Source organism: Williamsia deligens, from assembly GCF_024171765.1.
Lineage (GTDB): Bacteria > Actinomycetota > Actinomycetes > Mycobacteriales > Mycobacteriaceae > Williamsia_A > Williamsia_A deligens.
In genome coordinates, this window is the sequence record NZ_JAMTCI010000001.1 from 2,538,806 (window position 1) to 2,556,015 (window position 17,210).

18 protein-coding genes are annotated in these 17,210 nt (G+C 69.5%); 11 read left to right on the forward strand and 7 right to left on the reverse strand.

Translation table 11 applies throughout. The features are described 5' to 3' along the window. Positions 1-70 precede the first annotated feature (70 nt). Both fadD5 and LX14_RS11910 read right to left on the reverse strand, forming a co-directional pair. A complete protein-coding gene (fadD5, locus tag LX14_RS11905) occupies positions 71-1,669 on the reverse strand; it encodes a fatty-acid--CoA ligase FadD5 (protein WP_253647399.1) in 1,599 nt (532 codons plus the stop codon). Between the two features lie 53 nt (positions 1,670-1,722). Beyond that, entirely contained in the window at positions 1,723-2,412 is a 690-nt protein-coding gene (locus LX14_RS11910; RefSeq protein WP_253647400.1) for a class I SAM-dependent methyltransferase, read from the reverse strand. A gap of 49 nt (positions 2,413-2,461) precedes the next feature. Between LX14_RS11910 and LX14_RS11915 the strand changes: the two genes are divergently transcribed. Further along, positions 2,462-3,433 carry an NADPH:quinone oxidoreductase family protein gene (locus LX14_RS11915; RefSeq protein ID WP_253647401.1) on the forward strand — a complete coding sequence of 324 codons (972 nt, stop codon included), beginning with the start codon at positions 2,462-2,464 and terminating at the stop codon, positions 3,431-3,433. A 21-nt stretch (positions 3,434-3,454) separates the two neighbouring features. Next, entirely contained in the window at positions 3,455-3,742 is a 288-nt protein-coding gene (locus LX14_RS11920; protein ID WP_253647402.1) for a DUF2277 domain-containing protein, read from the forward strand. Positions 3,743-3,748: 6 nt separating this feature from the next. On the opposite strand, the gene LX14_RS11925 is transcribed toward LX14_RS11920, so the two are convergent. From LX14_RS11925 to LX14_RS11945, 5 genes are read right to left on the reverse strand one after another with little or no spacing between them, the layout of a single operon-like run. Then, complete coding sequence (locus LX14_RS11925; RefSeq protein ID WP_253647403.1) at positions 3,749-5,002, reverse strand: cytochrome P450; 1,254 nt, start codon at positions 5,000-5,002, stop codon at positions 3,749-3,751. Then, complete coding sequence (locus LX14_RS11930) at positions 4,999-5,412, reverse strand: carboxymuconolactone decarboxylase family protein (RefSeq protein ID WP_253647404.1); 414 nt, start codon at positions 5,410-5,412, stop codon at positions 4,999-5,001. Before LX14_RS11930 ends, LX14_RS11925 begins: the two co-directional genes overlap by 4 nt. Next, a complete protein-coding gene (locus LX14_RS11935) occupies positions 5,409-6,296 on the reverse strand; it encodes an NAD(P)-dependent oxidoreductase (RefSeq protein WP_253647405.1) in 888 nt (295 codons plus the stop codon). The genes LX14_RS11930 and LX14_RS11935 overlap by 4 nt, the downstream gene beginning before the upstream one ends. Then, positions 6,293-7,030 (reverse strand): SDR family oxidoreductase, encoded by a 738-nt coding sequence (locus LX14_RS11940; protein ID WP_253647406.1) that lies wholly within the window; start codon positions 7,028-7,030, stop codon positions 6,293-6,295. Before LX14_RS11940 ends, LX14_RS11935 begins: the two co-directional genes overlap by 4 nt. A 33-nt stretch (positions 7,031-7,063) precedes the next feature. Further along, positions 7,064-8,566, reverse strand: coding sequence for an aldehyde dehydrogenase (locus LX14_RS11945; protein WP_253647407.1), 1,503 nt, complete (start codon positions 8,564-8,566; stop codon positions 7,064-7,066). Positions 8,567-8,631: 65 nt separating this feature from the next. On the opposite strand from LX14_RS11945, the gene LX14_RS11950 reads away from it, so the two are divergent. Genes LX14_RS11950 through LX14_RS11990 form a run of 9 tightly spaced genes read left to right on the forward strand, consistent with a single transcriptional unit; the run spans position 8,632 to position 17,179 of the window. Next, positions 8,632-9,219 (forward strand): TetR/AcrR family transcriptional regulator, encoded by a 588-nt coding sequence (locus tag LX14_RS11950; RefSeq protein ID WP_253647408.1) that lies wholly within the window; start codon positions 8,632-8,634, stop codon positions 9,217-9,219. Between the two features lie 32 nt (positions 9,220-9,251). After that, complete coding sequence (locus tag LX14_RS11955; protein WP_253647995.1) at positions 9,252-10,463, forward strand: cytochrome P450; 1,212 nt, start codon at positions 9,252-9,254, stop codon at positions 10,461-10,463. Then, complete coding sequence (locus tag LX14_RS11960; protein ID WP_253647409.1) at positions 10,463-11,269, forward strand: SDR family oxidoreductase; 807 nt, start codon at positions 10,463-10,465, stop codon at positions 11,267-11,269. Before LX14_RS11955 ends, LX14_RS11960 begins: the two co-directional genes overlap by 1 nt. After that, the gene (locus LX14_RS11965; RefSeq protein ID WP_253647410.1) at positions 11,266-12,612 is read left to right on the forward strand and encodes a cytochrome P450; all 1,347 of its coding nucleotides are present in this window, start codon (positions 11,266-11,268) and stop codon (positions 12,610-12,612) included. Before LX14_RS11960 ends, LX14_RS11965 begins: the two co-directional genes overlap by 4 nt. Continuing rightward, entirely contained in the window at positions 12,609-12,809 is a 201-nt protein-coding gene (locus LX14_RS11970; RefSeq protein ID WP_308214098.1) for a ferredoxin, read from the forward strand. The genes LX14_RS11965 and LX14_RS11970 overlap by 4 nt, the downstream gene beginning before the upstream one ends. 41 nt (positions 12,810-12,850) lie before the next feature. Continuing rightward, positions 12,851-13,402, forward strand: a complete 552-nt coding sequence (locus LX14_RS11975; RefSeq protein ID WP_253647411.1) for a Cif family virulence factor — start codon at positions 12,851-12,853, stop codon at positions 13,400-13,402. 4 nt (positions 13,403-13,406) lie between these two features. Beyond that, positions 13,407-14,663, forward strand: coding sequence for a hypothetical protein (locus LX14_RS11980; RefSeq protein WP_253647412.1), 1,257 nt, complete (start codon positions 13,407-13,409; stop codon positions 14,661-14,663). Between the two features lie 9 nt (positions 14,664-14,672). Next, positions 14,673-16,301, forward strand: a complete 1,629-nt coding sequence (locus LX14_RS11985) for an AMP-binding protein (RefSeq protein WP_253647413.1) — start codon at positions 14,673-14,675, stop codon at positions 16,299-16,301. Beyond that, positions 16,298-17,179, forward strand: a complete 882-nt coding sequence (locus LX14_RS11990) for an SDR family NAD(P)-dependent oxidoreductase (RefSeq protein ID WP_253647414.1) — start codon at positions 16,298-16,300, stop codon at positions 17,177-17,179. The genes LX14_RS11985 and LX14_RS11990 overlap by 4 nt, the downstream gene beginning before the upstream one ends. Positions 17,180-17,210: the final 31 nt, after the last annotated feature.

The window sequence follows — 17,210 nt, forward strand, 5'->3', positions numbered from 1 at the left end:
CCGGACCGATGGTGCACGCGTGCGGGATGGTGATCCCTGTCATGTGGTGCGCGCGTCGGCCCGTGCCGTCTCAGACCCCGCTGCGCAGCACGCCCTTGTTCACCTTGCCGGCGGGGTTGCGGGGGAGTTCGTCGACGACGATCACGTCGGCGGGATGCTTGTAGCGCGCGAGCCGGTCGTCGAGGAACGACCGCAGGTCGGCGACCGTCGGATCCTCGGCTCCCGGGGTCGTCGCCACCACGGCCACCGCCACCTCGCCCCATCGATCGTCGGGACGGCCGATCACCGCGACCTCACGGACGGCCGGGTGCGCCGCGAGCGCGTTCTCGACCTCGACGCAGTAGATGTTCTCGCCGCCGGAGATGATCATGTCCTTCGCGCGGTCGACGACGTAGACGAAGCCCTCGTCGTCGAGGCGGACGAGATCGCCCGAGTGGAACCATCCGCCCGCGAACGCCTCCGCCGTCGCCTCGGGTCGATTCCAGTAGCCGCTCATCAGGTTCGGTCCGCGGTAGACGATCTCGCCGACCTCACCGACGGCGACGTCGTTCATGTCGGGATCGACGACGCGGGCGGCGATGGTGCGCAACGGGCGTCCCACCGAGCCGACCTTGCGGTGGGTGTCCTCGCCGGTGAGAGCGCAGGTGACGGGGGACATCTCGGTCTGACCGAAGACGGCGCAGATCGTCGCGTCCGGGAAGGTCTCGGCCATGGCGGCGAGGAGCGTCCCGGACGCGGGTGCCGCACCCCACCACAGGAACCGCAGCGCGAGATCCCGGGGCCGTGCCCGCTGCTCGGCGATCACCAGCTGCCACTGCGCCGGGACCATGAACATCGTCGTGATGCGCTCGGCGGCGATGACGTCGAGCGTCGCCGCGGGGTCGAACTGCCGCAACGGGAACAGAACGGTCGCGACACCGTCGAGCAGACACGTCGAGATCACGCCAAATGCCGCGATGTGGAACACCGGCACCGCGATCGCCGAGATGGCCTCGTGGTCGACGACGCCGGGCGCGACCATGTTGTGCATCGCCTGCGCCTGCAGGTTGATGTGGGTCAGCACAGCACCTTTCGGTGCGCCCGTGGTCCCCGAGGTGTACATGATCACCGCGGGTGTCGTCTCGGGCACGTCGATGGGCCGCAGCGAGAGATCCTGTGCGATCAACGATTCGTAGTCGAGTGCGGCGTCACGCGCGCCGTCCATGCGGACACGCAGATGAGTGGTGCCGCCGGGTAGCGCCGCCACCGCGTCGACGACGCCGTCGAAGGCCGGCTCGTGGACGATCGCCCGGGCGGCCGTGTCGGTCATGAGATGCAGGATCTCCGGCGGCGCCATCCGGAAGTTGACCGGGACGGCGATCGCGCCGAGCGCGTTCAGGGCGAGCACGGTCTCGAAGAACTCGGGCCGGTTCAGCGTCAGGATCAACACGCGGTCACCGAACGCGACGCCCAGGCCGTCCAGGGCGGCGGCGAGACGGGACACGCGGTCTGCGAGTCCGCGCCAGGTGGTCGTCGTCCCCTCGAAGCGCAGCGCGCACTCGTCGGGACGCATGATCGCGTGCATGCGCACCTGGTTCACCCAGGTGTGGCGTTGGGAGATCAGCGGTTCGGTGTCACGGGGGAACGGCTGCGCGGCCGGAGCGGAGGCGGGATCGGTGACCGAGGTCATGATCGGACGGTAACCGGCCCCGGTACCCGCCGGTGCCCGTTCGCCCCGACCGGTCAGGCGGCCGGGGCGGTCCGTTCCAGCACGCGCAACGACCCGTGGGCACCGACCTCGGTGAACTCGCCCGAGGCCAGGGCCTTCTCGTAGATCTCGAACGGCGGGCGCCCGCCGTCGGCGGGATCGGGGAAGACGTCGTGGATGAGCAGCGCACCGCCGGGACGCACCCACGGCGCCCACCCGGCGAGGTCGGCCTGGGCCGCCTCCGAGCTGTGTCCGCCGTCGATGAAGACGAAGTCCGCGGGCTTGCCCCACACCCGTGCGGTCGTCGTCGACGAGCCCAGGACGCCGATCACCGTCGACTCCAGGCCGGCGTCCCACATGGTGCGGCGGAACCGCGCCGAGGTGTCCAGCGTGCCCGTGTGCGGGTCGACGAGATCGGTGTCGTGGTACTCCCACCCGGGCTGGTGCTCCTCGGATCCCCGGTGATGGTCGATGGTCACGACGACGGCGCCGACCGCCTGCGCGGCGCTGCCCAGCCACACCGTGGACTTGCCGCAGTACGTCCCGATCTCGACGCCGACGCCGACCGCGTCGGGCGCCGCGAGGTAGCGGCTCGCGACGGCGTGCAGGGCGGCGGCCTCGTCGACCGGCATGAAGCCGGGGGCCTCGTCGAACGCACGCTGCTGGGTCGGCGACAGCACGTCGGCGGGGCTGGTGGACGGGGCGTCGGTGCCGCTCGAACTCATCCCGCGATCCTATCGGTCGGGGTCTGCGTGCCCGCGTAGCGTGACCGACGTGAAAGCGCAGATCCTCACCGCCGAGACCGGTCCCGACGCCCTCGAACTCCGTGACGTCGACGACCCCACCCCGACCGACGAGCAGCTGCTCGTCGACATCCGTTCCTGCGGGGTGTGTTTCCCCGATCTGCTGATGTCGCGCGGGGAGTACCAGATGCGCGTGCCGGTGCCGTTCACCCCGGGGACGGAGGTCGCCGGCGTGGTCGCGTCGGCGCCGAGCGGCTCGCGGTACAGCGAGGGGGACCGCGTCGTGGTCACCTCGCTCATCGGCGGCTTCGCCGAACAGGTCGCGGCCGTCGACGGACAGGTCCTGCCGCTGCCGGAGGCGCTGTCGTTCGACGAGGGTGCGGCGCTCGGCATCAACTTCCAGACCGCGCTGTTCGCCCTCGACACCCGCGCGCACCTGCAGCCGGGGGAGACGGTCGGTGTCCTCGGGGCGGCCGGCGGTGTCGGTGTCGCGACGATCGCCGTCGCCAAGGCGCTCGGGGCGCGTGTCATCGCGATAGTGCACCGCGAGGGTGCCGAGGAGATGCTGCGCGAGGTCGGGGCCGACGAGGTGGTGCCGCTCCGCGAGGGCTGGGGCGACCGCATCAAGGAGCTGACGGGCACGGGCGTCGACGTGCTCATCGATCCCGTGGGCGGTGAGGTGTTCGACGAGGCGCTGCGTCAGGTCGCCCCCGGTGGCCGGTTCGTCGTCGTCGGGTTCGCCGCCGGCGGGATCCCGACGGTGAAGCTCAACCGGGTGCTGTTCCGGAACATCTCGGTGGTCGGTGCGGCATGGGGCGAGTACGTGCGCACCCATCCGGACCTCCCCGCGCAGCTGCACGAGCGGATCACCGCGATGGTGGCGGAGAAGGGTCTGCGCCCGCCGGTGAACGTGACCTATCCTCTGGCCGATCTCGGCCAGGCATTGCGCGACCTCGCCGACGGGAAGATCCTGGGCAAGGCAGTCATCCACATCAGCGACTGACCCCGACCCCCGGGAGCCATCATGTGCCGCAACATCACCGAGCTGCGCGGACTGGAACCGCCCGCCACCGCCATCGAGATCGAGGCCGCCGCCCGGCAGTACATCCGCAAGGTCAGCGGTGTGCAGAAGACCTCGGCGGCCAACGCCGAGGCCTTCGAGAAGGCCGTGGCCGCGGTCACCGAGATCACCCGCGACCTGCTGTCGGTGCTTCCCGAGCGCCGGCAACCGCCGAAGACGGTGCCGCCGCTGCGCCGGCCCGAGGTCCAGGCGCGGATCGCCGCGCGCGCCGGGGCCGCGCCGCAGGCCTGAGAAGGGTCAGGGCCGGTAGGTCACCTGGAGGTCCTTCACCCCGTTGATCCACCCGGACCGCAGCCGTTGCGGCTCGGCGATCTTCCCGATGTCGGGGGCGAGGTCGGCGATCGCGGCGAACATAAGCTCGATCTCCATCCGCGCGAGGTTCGCGCCGATGCAGTAGTGCGCCCCGCTGCCACCGAACGACAGGTGCGGGTTGGGGTTCCGGGTGATGTCGAAGGTGCGGGGCTCGTCGAACACCTCCTCGTCGAAGTTGGCCGACGAGTAGAACAACCCGACGCGCTCGCCGGCCCGCACGGTGACGTCGCCGAGCTCGATGTCGCGGACGGCGGTGCGCTGGAAGCAGTGCACCGGTGTCGCCCACCGGATGATCTCGTCGACCGCGGTCGACGGGCGGTCACGTTTGAACAGCTCCCACTGGTCGGGGTGGTCGAGGAATGCGTTCATCCCGGAGCTGATCGCGTTGCGGGTGGTCTCGTTGCCCGCGACCACGAGGAGGACCACGAAGAAGCCGAACTCGATCTCCGTCATCGGGTCGCCGCCGTCGGGTCCGCTGTCGGCGTGGACCAGGGTCGAGACGATGTCGTCGGCCGGGTTCTGCCGGCGATCCTCGGCCATGGCGTAGGCGTAGCCCATCAGCTGCGCGTTCGCCTCGGCCGGGTCGGCACCCTGATAGTCGGGATCGTCGGTGTTCATCACCGCGTTCGACCACGCGAAGAGCTTCTCCCGATCCTCCTCCGGCACGCCGAGCAGATCGGCGATGGCCGAGAGCGGTAGGTCCACGGCGATGTCGTCGACGAAGTTGCCCGAGCCGTCCGCCAGCGCCGCCGTCACGATGGCCCGCGCACGGTCGTCGAGGATCTGGTGCAGCGCGTTCACCGCACGCGGGGTGAACAGTCGGGAGACGATCTTGCGCAGACGGGTGTGCTCCGGCGGATCATGGTTGATGAGCAGGGCTTTGGTGAACTCCAGCAGCTCCGGTGTCACCCCGTCCGGCAACCGCATGACGGCGCCCTGCCTGGTGGTCGACCAGTCGACGCTGTTCTTCGAGATCGCACGGATGTCGGCGTGGCGGGTCACCACCCAGTAGCCGTCGTCCCGGAACGGCGTGCTCTCCGGGTCCTGGGCGATCCAGAAGATGCGTCGTGTCTCACGGAGCTGTGCCAGCTCGTCGGCGGGGACCCCGCGCTCCACGAGGGCGGGATCGGTGAGATCCCACCCCGCGCCGAACGGGCAGCGTGTCGGTAGGTCGGTCACTCGCGGGCCTTCCTGGTGTACCGGTCGATGACCCTGCCGAACGTGGAGTCCAGCTTGGTCCCGAGCGGCCAGCCGATGTAGTAGCAGAGGAACAGCGCGATCTCGCGCAGTTGATCGGGGTCGAGTTCGCCGTTGCCGAGTGCCGCTCCGGCCTGGATCTCGGCGACGTCGTCGAGACCGGAGGCGGCCAGTGCACCGAGCAGCAGCAGGCGGCGGTCGCGGACGGTGAGTCCCTCGCGCGTCCACACCTCACCGAACAGGTGATCCGCGGTGTGCGCGAAGTAGTCGCCCGGGCCGTCGGACAGGTCGAAGCCGTAGACCTCGGCCATCTTCGCGAGACCCCTGCGGCGTCGATCGCTCTGGGGTGGATCGTCCTGGGGTCGATCGTCCTGGGGCGCGTCATCGGTCATGCGGTGCTCCTCGTGGTGGCGATGTCCCCGGGCCCCACCCCGAGGCCGTCACCCAGGTTCGTCAGTGCGATGCGGGCCAGGGGCAGTTCGACGTCGAGGTCGTCGGCGAGGTCGAGCGCGAGGGCCACGTCCTTCTCGCCCAGGTCGCGCACGTGGGTGAAGACCGAGTGCCAGAAGTCGTCGGTGTCGACGGGGGCTGTGGTGTCGCGCAGCATGATCGCCCCCGCCCCGCCGGTGATGGCGTCGGTGTGTCGGACCACCTTGCCCAGCTTCACGAGGTCGATGCCCGCGGCCTCGGCGAGCCGGGCGGCCTCGGTGGTGGCGGTGAACGAGATGAAGTGCAGCAGGTTGCGGGCCAGCTTCATCCGCGTTCCCGCGCCGATGGGCCCCGCGTGGATCGTCATGTCCGACGCCAGCGCGAAGACCGGCTTGACCTTCTCGTAGGCGGTGCGCTCGCCACCCACCATGATCGCGAGTCGGGCCTGCTCGGCGCCGGCCGCTCCACCGGAGACCGGCGCGTCCACGAGGTCGACGCCGCGCGCCTCACACGTCTCGGCCAGGTCGACCGCGGTGCGGGGCGAGATCGTCGAGTGCACCGCGATCACCGTTCCGGGCGTGGCGGTCTCGAGGATGCCGCCGGGACCGGTTATCACCGACCGCACCTGCTCGTCGTCGAGGACGGTGATCGAGATGATCGAGGCGCCCGCTGCCACCTCCGCGGCCGTCGAGACCGCCACCGCGCCCGCCGCCACCGCCTTCTCGGTGGCCTCCGGACGCGCGTCGCAGACGATCAGACCGCCCGGCCAGGCCGTGAAGCGTTGCGCGATCGGGGCTCCCATGTTCCCCAGGCCGATGAACCCGACGGGGGACTGCGGGTCGGTCATGAGCGCATGATCTGTCCGCCGTCGACGTTGAGGATCTGGCCGGTGATCCACGATGCGTCGTCGGAGAGCAGGAACAGCAGCGCGTCGGCCATGTCGTCGGGGGTGCCCATCCGCGACAACGGGAGCTTGGACACCATGTCCTTCACCATGTCCCCGGGTGTCGTCGTCCTGGTCGCCTCGGTGTCGGTGGGACCGGGCGCGATGGCGTTCACCCGGATGCCCTGGCCGCCGAGTTCGGTGGCGAGCTGCTGGGTGAGGCCGTTGACCCCGACCTTGGCCAGGCCGTAGAAGCCGCTGTAGAGCCATGCGGCGGTGGAGGACTGGTTGACGACGGCCGACCCGCGCGGCATGTGTGGATACACCGCACGCGTCACGTTCAGCGCGCCGTCGAGGTTCACACTCATGAACTTCTTGTAGTAGTCCCACGGCACGGTGATGAGGAAGTCCAACTTCATCCCGCCGTAGATCGCGGCGTTGTTCACCAGCCCGTCGATGCGTCCATGCGCGTCGACCGTCGCCGCCGCCAGCCCCTGGGCGGAGTCCGGGTCGGAGACATCGCAGTGGACGTAGGTCCCGCCGATGTCGGCGGCGACCGTGCCGCCGGGTTCGTCGGCCACATCGGCGACGACGACCGTCGCACCCTCGGCGGCGAGACGTCGGGCGTACACCTCACCGATCCCTCCGGCGGCACCGGTCACGATCACGACCTTGTCGACGAAACGCTGTTGTGTCACTGGTACTCCTGGGTTCGGTGTCGGGACTGCGGGTCAGCCTGCAGGGGTGGCGACGGACTTGGTCTCGAGGTACTCCTCGAAGCCGGCGACCCCCATCTCGCGGCCGATGCCGGATGCCTTGTACCCACCGAAGGGGACGTCGGCGGAGTACCAGACGCCGCCGTTGACGCCCATGGTCCCGGTGCGGACCCCGTCGACGACGTGTTGGATGCGCGCGGGGTCGGTGCCGTAGACCATCCCCGACAGGCCGTAGGCGGAGTCGTTCGCCAGGCGGATGGCGTCGTCGTCACCGTCGTGCGGGATGACGACGAGGACCGGTCCGAAGATCTCCTCCTGCGCGGCGCGAGAGCTGTTGTCCAGTCCCGAGATCAGGGTCGGCTCGATGAAGAATCCCTTCTTGCGCCCGGCCGGTCGCCCGCCCCCGACCTCGACGGTGCCCCCCTCGGCGACGGCGAGGTCGATGTAGGACTGCACGCGGTCGCGCTGCACCGCCGAGATCAGGGGGCCGCACATCGTGCCGCCGCGACGGGGGTCGTCGGGGACGATGCCCGCCATGGTGTCGCGTACCGCTGCGATCGCCTCGTCATACCGCTCGCGGGGGACCAGGAGTCGGGTGGTGATCGCGCACCCCTGGCCTGCGTGGATGGAGACGCCGATGCCGGCCATCGCGCAGGCGCTCGGGAAGTCGGCGTCGTCGAGCACGATGAACGCCGACTTGCCGCCCAGCTCCAGGAACACCTTCTTCAACGACGCCGCCGCGGTCGCCATGACCCTGCGGCCGGTGTCGGTGGACCCGGTGAAGGAGACGAGGTCGACGCGGGGGTCGGTGCACAGCTGCGCGCCGAGCTGGTGGTCGGTCGAGGTGACGACGTTCAGCACACCGGCGGGGATGTCGGTCTCCCGCGCCGCGATGGCGCCGACGACCGCGGCGCACCAGGGGGTGTCCGGCGCGGGTTTGAGGACGACGGTGCAGCCGGCGGCCAGCGCGGGTCCGATCTTCGCGAAGTTGATCTGGTGCGGGAAGTTCCACGGGGTGATCGCGCCGACGACACCGATCGCCTCGCGCTGGGTGTACCTCGTGGTCGGCATGCCCATGGGGGACGCCTGACCGAGGTCGGTCCGCCACGAGTAGCTCTCGGCCAGGTCGGCGAAGTACCCGAGGTCGGCGATCGGTCCCTCGAGCTGCGGACCGCTCGTCAACATCCTCGGAGCCCCCACTTCGGCGATGGTGATGTCGCGGAGTTCCTCGATGTGGCCCTGCAGGGCATCGCGCAGCTGGCGCAGGCAGTGTGCGCGGAACGTGTGGTCGGTCGACCAGGTGGTGGTGTCGAAAGCCGTTCTGGCCGCGGCGATGGCGGCGTCCATGTCCGCCGCTGTCGCGTCGGCGGCATGCCCGACGACCTCCTCGGTGGTGGGGTCCGTGACCGCGAACGTGCCGCCGGACCCGGGGACCAGCTGCCCGTCGATCAGCAACCGCGAGGTGCCGTCGGGGACGAGGCCGGCGGTCTCCTCAGGGGGATGTGTGGCGGTGGACATCGTGGTGGGCTCCGATCTGGACACGTGTCTGGACTGGTGCTCAAACGTAATGTAGCGTGGCCCACATGTCCAGCCCCTCGTCCCATGAGTCGACCCGCCGGCGGTTGACCGATCAGCAGGCCGAGACCGTCCGTCGTCTCACCGAAGCAGCACGAGAAGTGCTGCACGAGGACGGTTTCGAGGCCATGACGGTCCGCATGGTGGCCAAGCGTGCCGGTGTGGCACCCGCGACCGCGTACACCTACTTCAGCTCCAAGAACCACCTCGTCGCCGAGCTGTTCTGGCGGATGCTGGTGTCGTCGGTGCCGGAACCGGACCCCTCCCTCGACATCACCGAGCGCGCCGCGGTCGTCCTGCGGGACGTCGCGCTGGTCGTGTCCGGGGAGGACCAGCTGGCCGGTGCCGTCACCGTCGCGCTGCTCGGATCCGATCCCGATGTGGCGCATCTGCGCATCCGCGTCGGCGGCTTCATCCGGGAGCGTCTGGCGACGGCGCTCGGGCTCCCCGCCGACACCGACGACGAACGCGTCGAGCTGCTCGAGATGCTGTACTCCGGTGCGCTGGTGCGCGCCGGGATGGGATATCAGACCTACTCCGACATCGCCGACCGTCTGGCCGGCGCGGCGAAGTTGTTGCTGGAGCAGCACCGGTGACCGCGGGAACCGACGCGTCCGGCGTCCCCGGGATGCAGGATCGGGTCCCCTTCGACCCCTATGACTATGCGTTCCACGACGATCCGTACCCCACCTACGCTCGGTTGCGGGCGCAGGCGCCTGTCTACTTCAACAGTGCGATGGACTTCTGGGCGTTCAGCAAGCACGAGGACGTGCGCGCGGCGTTCCGGGACGCGGGACGCCTGTCGAACAGCTGGGGTGTGTCGATGGACCCCGCCGCCTACGGACCCGACGCGCACCTGTCGATGTCGTTCCTCGCCATGGACGACCCGAAACACATGCGCATCCGCAAGTTGGTGTCGAAGGGGTTCACCCCGGCCCGGGTGAACCATCTCGCCGACCGTGTCCGCGAGATCACCCACCAGCACTGGGATCGGTGCCTGGAGATGGGTGAGTTCGACTACGTCGCCGAGTTCGCCGGCCTGCTGCCGATGGACGTCGTCTCGGAGCTGATGCTGGTGCCCGTGGCCGACCGCCCGCGGTTGCGCGAACTCTCCGACGCCCTGATCCACCGGGACGAGGGTGTGTTCGACGTACCGGAGGCCGCCGTGACGGCCTACTTCGAACTCGTCACCTATTACGCCGATCTCGTGACGGACCGACGTCAGAACCTGGGCGACGACCTCGTCTCGGCGCTGATCCGCGCGGAGATCGTCGACGACGACACAGGGCAGCCGACATCGCTCACCGAGGGCGAGATCATCGGCTTCATGATCCTGATGATCGTCGCGGGCAACGAGACGACCACCAAACTGCTCGCCAACGCGGCGTACTGGGGATTCCGCAACCCCGACGAGCTCGCCAAACCCCTCACCGACCCGGATGCGGTCCCCGCGTGGACCGAAGAGACACTGCGGTACGACAACTCGACCCAGATGGTGCTGCGCCGGGTCGTCGAGGACGTCGAGTACGGCGGATACACCATCCCCGCGGGGCAGCGCGTGCTGCTCCTCGTGGGCTCGGCCAACCGGGACGAGGATGTGTTCGATGCGCCCGACGAGTACCGGATCGGGCGCGACAGCTCGCAGACGCTGACCAGCTTCGGCCTCGGAACCCACTTCTGCCTGGGTGCCCATCTCGCGCGCCTCGAGGCGAACGTCGCGTTGGGCGAGATCGCCGCGTCACTGCGGTCGTTCGACCTCGACCTCGCGCGCGCCGAACGCTTCCACTCCATCAACGTCCGCGGGTTCGCGTCGTTGCCGATGTCGGTGACGGTGCGCTGATGCCCCGATTCGGTCCGCACCCCGAACGCCGGCCGGTGCTGGTCGCCGGGGGGTCGTCGGGGATCGGCGCCGCCACCGGGGTGATGCTGGCCGCGGCAGGACACCCCGTCGCGTTGGGCGCCCGCAGGGTGGAGAAGTGCCAGGAGTTCGTCGACGAGATCGTCGATGCCGGAGGTGAGGCCGTCGCGGTCGCATTGGACGTCACCGATCCCGCCTCCATCGACGACTGCGTCCACAAGGCCGAGGCCGCTCTCGGTGCCGTCGAGATCGTCGTCTCCGGCGCCGGGGACATGGCCCCGGGGCGCACCTTCGAGGCGTCGACCGACGAGTTCGCCTCCCAGGTGAACATCCACCTCACGGGCGCCCAGCGCCTGTTCCGTCGTGTCGTCCCCGAGATGATGGCCCGGCGCCGTGGGGATTTCGTGATCATCTCCTCCGACGTCGCCGCCGACCCGCGCCCGCACATGGGCGCCTACGCCGCCGCCAAGGCGGGCCTGGAGGCGTTCGCGCTGACCGCCCAGATGGAGGTCGAGGGGTCCGGCGTGCGCGTCAGCCTCGTCCGCCCCGGGCAGACGCTCACCGGGATGGGCATGAATGTCGACCCCGAGGTCACCACCGCGATGCTGACCGACTGGATGCCGTTCGGTTTCGCCCGCCACGGGAACTTCATGCGTCCCGAGCACCTCGCGACGGCGATCGCCGCCGTGGTCTCGATGCCCCGCGGTGCCCACATGCGCCTGGTCGAGGTGGAGGCCGAGGCCCCGCTCGCCCGCGTCCCCGATCCCGAGCCAGGAGAATCCCCATGACACTCACGAAACCCGCCCGCGTCTCCGGGGGAGAGGGCGAACACGGCCACCTCGAGGAACTCGCGTCCGACCCGATCGGTCTGTTCTGGCGCGTCCGTGAGGAGTGCGGTGACGTCGGACTGTTCCAGCTCGCCGATCGCGAGGTCGTGCTCGTCAGTGGCGCCGCGGCCAACGAGGAGTTCTTCCGCGCCCCCGAGGAGGATCTCGACCAGGCCGCCGCCTACCCCTTCATGACCCCGGTCTTCGGCGAGGGCGTCGTCTTCGACACCAGTCCGGAGGAGCGATCCGCGGCGATCCACAACGCCGCCCTCAAGGCCGACCACATGAAGCGCCACGCCGTCACGATCCCGAACGAGGTCGAGCGGATCATCGCCGGCTGGGGTGACGAGGGGGAGATCGACCTCCTCGAGTTCTTCGCCGAACTCACGCTGTACACCTCGTCGTCCTGTCTGATCGGTGCGAAGTTCCGTGAGCGGCTGGACAACCGGATCGCGCACCTGTTCCACGACCTGGAGAAGGGCACCGACCCGATCGCCTACGTCGACTACCACGCCGACATCGAGAGCTTCCGCAAGCGCGACGAGTCCCGCGCGGAACTGGTCGAGTTCATCGAGGGGGTCATGCAGGAGCGGATCGCGAACCCGCCCGTCGACAAGGCCGATCGGGACCTGATGGACGTCCTGGTGTCGGTCGGATTCGACGCCCACACCATCACCGGGATGTTCATCTCGATGATGTTCGCCGGGCACCACACCACGTCGGGCACAGCGGCTTGGACCCTCATCGAACTGCTGCGTCACCGCGAGTACATGCAGCAGGTCATCGACGAACTCGACGAGATCTACGGCGACACCCCCGCGGGGGAGCGCCCCGAGTACACCTTCGCCCACACCCGGCAGATGCCGAAGCTCGAGGCGGCACTGAAGGAGTCACTGCGGCTGCATCCACCGCTCATCGTGCTGATGCGCGTCGTCCAGAACGACATCCACATCGAGGACGTCGAGATCTCCGCCGGCCAGACCGTCGCCGTGTCGCCCGCGGTGAGCAACCGGCTGCCCGAGGACTTCCCGGACCCCGACGCGTTCGATCCCGATCGCTACCAGAAGCCGCGGCAGGAGGACCTGGCCAACCGGTGGACCTGGATCCCGTTCGGTGCCGGTCGGCATCGCTGTGTGGGGGCACAGTTCGCGATGATGCAGCTCAAGGCGATCTTCTCGGTCCTGCTGCAGAACTACGACTTCGAGATGCTCCAGCCGTCGGAGTCCTACCGCAACGACCACTCGAAGATGGTGGTCCAGCTGCAGCAGCCGTGTCGCGTCAGCTACCGCCGACGGGCGCGGTGACGGTGGCGCGCATCGAGGTCGACCTCGACCTGTGCCAGGGACACGGCGTCTGCGAGATGGAGGCGTCGGAGTTCTTCCGCGCGCACAGGGACCACGTCGAACTGCTCCGCACCGACGTCGACGACGCGACCCGCGACGACGTCGACCGCGCTGTCTCGTACTGCCCCACCCAGGCCCTGCGCCTGATCGAGGACTGACACGGTCGAGAACCGACCCCACCCCGAAAGGCACACCTCTGATGGCATTCGATCGCGCTGAACTCGACGAGATGGTCGAGCGCTGGCTCCAGGCGAACCGCGACGGCGAGAAGGCCGGTGACTGGCGCAATCTGGCCGAGTTCTACACACCGGACGCGACATACGGATGGAACTACGGACCCGAGTGGGACTTCATGGCCGTCGGACGCGACGAGATCCGCGACTACGCCATCGGTTTCGAGATGGACGGTCTCGACGGCTGGACGTACCCGTACCAGTCGTGGGTGATCGACGAGAGGACCGGGGACATGATCGGCCTGTGGAAGCAGGTCTACGAGGCGACCCGTCCCGACGGCAGTCACTACGCACTCGAGGGCATCCAGGGCAGCTGGTTCAAGTACGCCGGGGACTTCCAGTTCGGTTGGCAGCGCGACTTCTTCGACTACGGCAACGTCGTCGCCCTCTTCATGGAGATGATCACCGACGGTGTGTTGAGCGAGGGGATGAGCGCACGCATGACCCGCGTCGCCGAGGCGACGGGCCCGCTCCCGGGCTGGTATCCGCTGGGCCAGACCCCTGTCCCGTTCTGGTGAGGGCATGACCTACCGCGATCTCACCCAGGACCAGCTCGCCGTCCTCCTCCCCGAACTCCTGCTGTCCGGCCAGTTGATCGACCGCAGCGGGATGGCGCACGTCATCGGTGCGTTCGGACGCGAGGAGATGGCGCAGGTGGCCATCGAGGAGTGGATGGCCGCGAGCCCGGTCTACACCGCCCGCATGCGTGCGGCGATGGGCGTCGCCGGGGACACCGTGCCCGACATGTTCAAGTGTCTGCAGCTCGACATCGGTGCGCCGCCGCAGTTCATGGACTTCCGGTACGAGGTCATCGACGACCACACGGGCCGCTTCGTCCTCGACCACTGCGGCGCACTGCTCGACGTCGAACCGCTCGGCGACGAGTACGTGACGTCGATGTGCCACACCATCGAGGACCCCACGTTCGACGCCACCGCGGTGGCCACCAACCGCAAGGCGCGTATCCGTCCGGTACACCGTCCCCCGCGCCGGCCGGCGGACCGGACACCGCACTGCGAGTGGACGGTCACCATCGACGACAGCCGCGAGGACCTCGAACTGCCGGCGTACACCGCCGCGATGTTCGACACCGCCGCCGCGTCGATCGCCCTGTCGCAGATCGACCACACCGAGCCCGGGTGGACCGACTACTCCGGCGACCTCCTCGACGACCTGCAGTTCCGGGACTGGGCGGTCAGCACCCTGGTCCGGACCGCGGAAGAGGTGGCGCTGCAACACCAACTGCTCGCACTGGGATACATCTGGGCGGTCCGCCGACGCACAGACGAGGCCGGCGTCGACAAGCTCGTCCGCAAGCAGCTGACCGGGATCTGTGGACTCGCCGCGGATCGCATCCGTGCCGCGCTAGACCTGTCGCGCGACGCCGCCGGACTCGCGCGGGTGTTCGCGCTGCACCCGGTGCTCGGACCCCATCAGTACGTCGGGCTCGAGGTGTCCGGTTCTCTCGACGACCGGTCGGTGTCGGTGCGGATCCCGCAGCGGGGTCCCGCTGTCGACGACGGCGGATGGATCACCTTCATCGATCCCGACCACCTCGGCCCGCTGCAGGCGATCGCGACGGCCGTCGACCCGCACTGGGTGGTCGAGGGCGCCCGGGTGGCCGACGGCGCGTTGCTCGTCGACTTCGGCTGGGGTGACGAGGAACTCGCCGAGTCCGGAGAGGTCGCCGTCGCGCGGTTCAGTGGCGGTGCGACGTTCCAGTTCAGCGACCGGGGGCGCCCGACGTCACTGATCCCGATCACCCCCGTCAGCTCCTAGGAGGAGACCGTGGCGCAGAACCTGGCCGACCTGTTCGAGCATGCCGTCGACGCTGTGCCCGACCGCGTCGCGGTCGTCGACGCCGGGACGCCGTACACGTTCTCCGCGGTGGAGGCGCGCGCGAACCGGCTCGCCCACCTCCTCGCCGAGCGTGGCGTCACAGCGGGTGACCATGTCGGCGTCCACATGCACAACGACATCGACGCCCTGTGCGCGTTCCTCGCGTCGTACAAGCTGCGTGCCGCGGCGGTCAACGTCAACCATCGCTACCGCGCCGACGAGGCGCGGCACGTCTACAGCGACGCGACGGTCAGGGCGGTGCTCACGCAACCCGGCCATGCCGACGTCGCTGAGGCGGCCGCCGAGGGGCTCGACACCGAGGTCATCGTCACCGGCGCCGATCTCGACACGGCACTCGAGAACTTCTCCGCCGACCGCGATTTCGGTCCCCGCGCGGACGACGACCGCTTCCTCATGTACACCGGCGGGACGACGGGCGCCCCCAAGGGTGTGATCTGGCACCACTGCGACATCTGGCGGGTGCTGGGCGGCGGGATCGACTTCTACTCCGGTGAGCTCCTCGCCGACGAACGGCAGCAGTCGCGGTCGGCGGCGGAGTCCGCGGCGGCCGGTGCGACGCAGGGGATGCGGTTCCTGATGCTGCCCCCGCTGATCCACGTCTCCGGTCTCATGCCCTCGCTGGGTGCCCTGTTCTCCGGCAACACCGTGATGTACGAACCACGCTTCGACGCGTCGTCGGTGTGGGACGTGGTGATGCGGCAGGAGGCGAACATCCTGGTGATCACGGGTGATGCCATGGCACTGCCCCTGATCGAGGAGGCCAGGACCCGGGCCGCAGCCGGTACGCCGGTGGTGGCGCCCTCGCTGCTCGCCATCAGTTCCGGTGCCGCACTGTTCTCGCCGGCGCTGAAGCGACAGATGCTCGAGGTCATGCCGACGGCGGCCATCAGCGACTCCATCGGATCGTCGGAGACCGGTTTCGGTGGGATCACCGTCTACTCGGCCGCGGACACCTCCTTCGCCGACAGCGCCTACAGCGGGGGCCCGCGCGTGCCGGCGGGACGTGGGGCCACAGTGATCGACGACGACGGTGCCCCGGTGTCGGCGCCGGGCGAGGGCTGGTTCGCCAAGACGGGGTATCTCCCGGTCGGATATCTGAACGACCCGGCGAAGACCGCCACCATCTTCCGTGAGCACGACGGTGTGCGCATGGTGGTCAGCGGTGACCGTGCCCGGATCGACACCGACGGCACGATCACGCTGCTGGGCCGCGGTTCACAGGTGGTGAACACCGGTGGCGAGAAGGTCTTCGTCGAGGAGGTCGAGGGACACGTCAAATCCCACCCGTCGGTCGTCGACGCCACCGTCGTGGGGATCCCCGACGACCGGTTCGGGCATCGGGTCGCAGCGGTCGTGAGCGTGTCCGGGTCGGCGCTCGACGTCGACGATCTGGACGCTCACCTGCGGAACAGGTTGGCCGGCTACAAGATCCCCCGCGCGTATTGGGTCGTCGACACCGTCCTGCGGACGCCGAGCGGCAAACCCGACTACCGCTGGGCGAACGACGTCACCGCGACCACCGATCCGACGCACGACCGACTCCACCCCGCGACGTGAGCGGGGACCCGCAGCCCCTTGCGGGACAGGTGTACGCGGTCGCCGGGTCGAGCCGGGGGATCGGGGCGGCCCTGGTCGGTCGCCTGGCGACCTTCGGCGCGGCGGTCGTCGTCAACGGCCGCGACGGGTTCGTCGTCGACGATGTCGTCGAGGCGATCGCCTCCTCGGGTGGCCGTGCTCTCGGTGTCACGGGGTCTGTCGCCGACCCCGCGGTCGCCCACGCCGTCGTCCGCGCGGCGGTCGAGTCGTTCGGTCGTCTCGACGGCGTCGCGAACTGTGCCGGGATCGCCGAACCGCCGGGATCGTCGATCCTCACCATCGATTCCGAGGAGTTCGCGGAGGTGGTCGCGAGTCACCTGACGAGTGCGTTCGAACTCACCCGGGCGGCCGCGCCGGTACTCGCCGATGCGGGCGGGGGATCCATCGTCCTCAGCGGATCGGCGGCCGCGACAGGCATCTTCGGCGGATCCGCCTACCCGGCCGCCAAGGCCGGGGTGACGGGGTTGGCGATGGCGGCCGCGGCCGACCTCCGGGACGCAGCTGTCCGGGTGAACGTCGTCCTGCCCGGTGCGCGGACGCGCCTGTCGACCGGGGACGACTACCACCGACACATCGACGACCTGCGGGAGCGCGGAATCCTCGACGACGGGATACACGCCGTCGCGGCGAATCCCGCTCCGGCGGAGTACGTCACCGGCGTGTACGCCCACCTGCTGTCACCGCGATCGGCGCCGCTCACCGGGGAGGTCATCAGCGCGGCGGGCAACTTCGTCGGTCGACACGCGCCCTCGGAACTGCAGCTGCTGGCCTACGCCGACCACCACGGCCTCCCGCCCATGACGCTCGACGAGGTCGCGGCGGCCATGGCACCACGCTGACCCGTCAGGAGCGCGGTGATGCCGGGGTGTG

What these genes read in the sequence shown, in the direction of transcription:
- fadD5 (WP_253647399.1), bottom strand. Translation starts at nt 1,669, where the DNA reads ATGACCTCGGTCACCGATCCCGCCTCCGCTCCGGCCGCGCAGCCGTTC.
- LX14_RS11910 (WP_253647400.1), bottom strand. Translation starts at nt 2,412, where the DNA reads ATGAGTTCGAGCGGCACCGACGCCCCGTCCACCAGCCCCGCCGACGTG.
- LX14_RS11920 (WP_253647402.1), top strand. Translation starts at nt 3,455, where the DNA reads ATGTGCCGCAACATCACCGAGCTGCGCGGACTGGAACCGCCCGCCACC.
- LX14_RS11930 (WP_253647404.1), bottom strand. Translation starts at nt 5,412, where the DNA reads ATGACCGATGACGCGCCCCAGGACGATCGACCCCAGGACGATCCACCC.
- LX14_RS11935 (WP_253647405.1), bottom strand. Translation starts at nt 6,296, where the DNA reads ATGACCGACCCGCAGTCCCCCGTCGGGTTCATCGGCCTGGGGAACATG.
- LX14_RS11945 (WP_253647407.1), bottom strand. Translation starts at nt 8,566, where the DNA reads ATGTCCACCGCCACACATCCCCCTGAGGAGACCGCCGGCCTCGTCCCC.
- LX14_RS11950 (WP_253647408.1), top strand. Translation starts at nt 8,632, where the DNA reads ATGTCCAGCCCCTCGTCCCATGAGTCGACCCGCCGGCGGTTGACCGAT.
- LX14_RS11955 (WP_253647995.1), top strand. Translation starts at nt 9,252, where the DNA reads ATGCAGGATCGGGTCCCCTTCGACCCCTATGACTATGCGTTCCACGAC.
- LX14_RS11960 (WP_253647409.1), top strand. Translation starts at nt 10,463, where the DNA reads ATGCCCCGATTCGGTCCGCACCCCGAACGCCGGCCGGTGCTGGTCGCC.
- LX14_RS11965 (WP_253647410.1), top strand. Translation starts at nt 11,266, where the DNA reads ATGACACTCACGAAACCCGCCCGCGTCTCCGGGGGAGAGGGCGAACAC.
- LX14_RS11975 (WP_253647411.1), top strand. Translation starts at nt 12,851, where the DNA reads ATGGCATTCGATCGCGCTGAACTCGACGAGATGGTCGAGCGCTGGCTC.
- LX14_RS11980 (WP_253647412.1), top strand. Translation starts at nt 13,407, where the DNA reads ATGACCTACCGCGATCTCACCCAGGACCAGCTCGCCGTCCTCCTCCCC.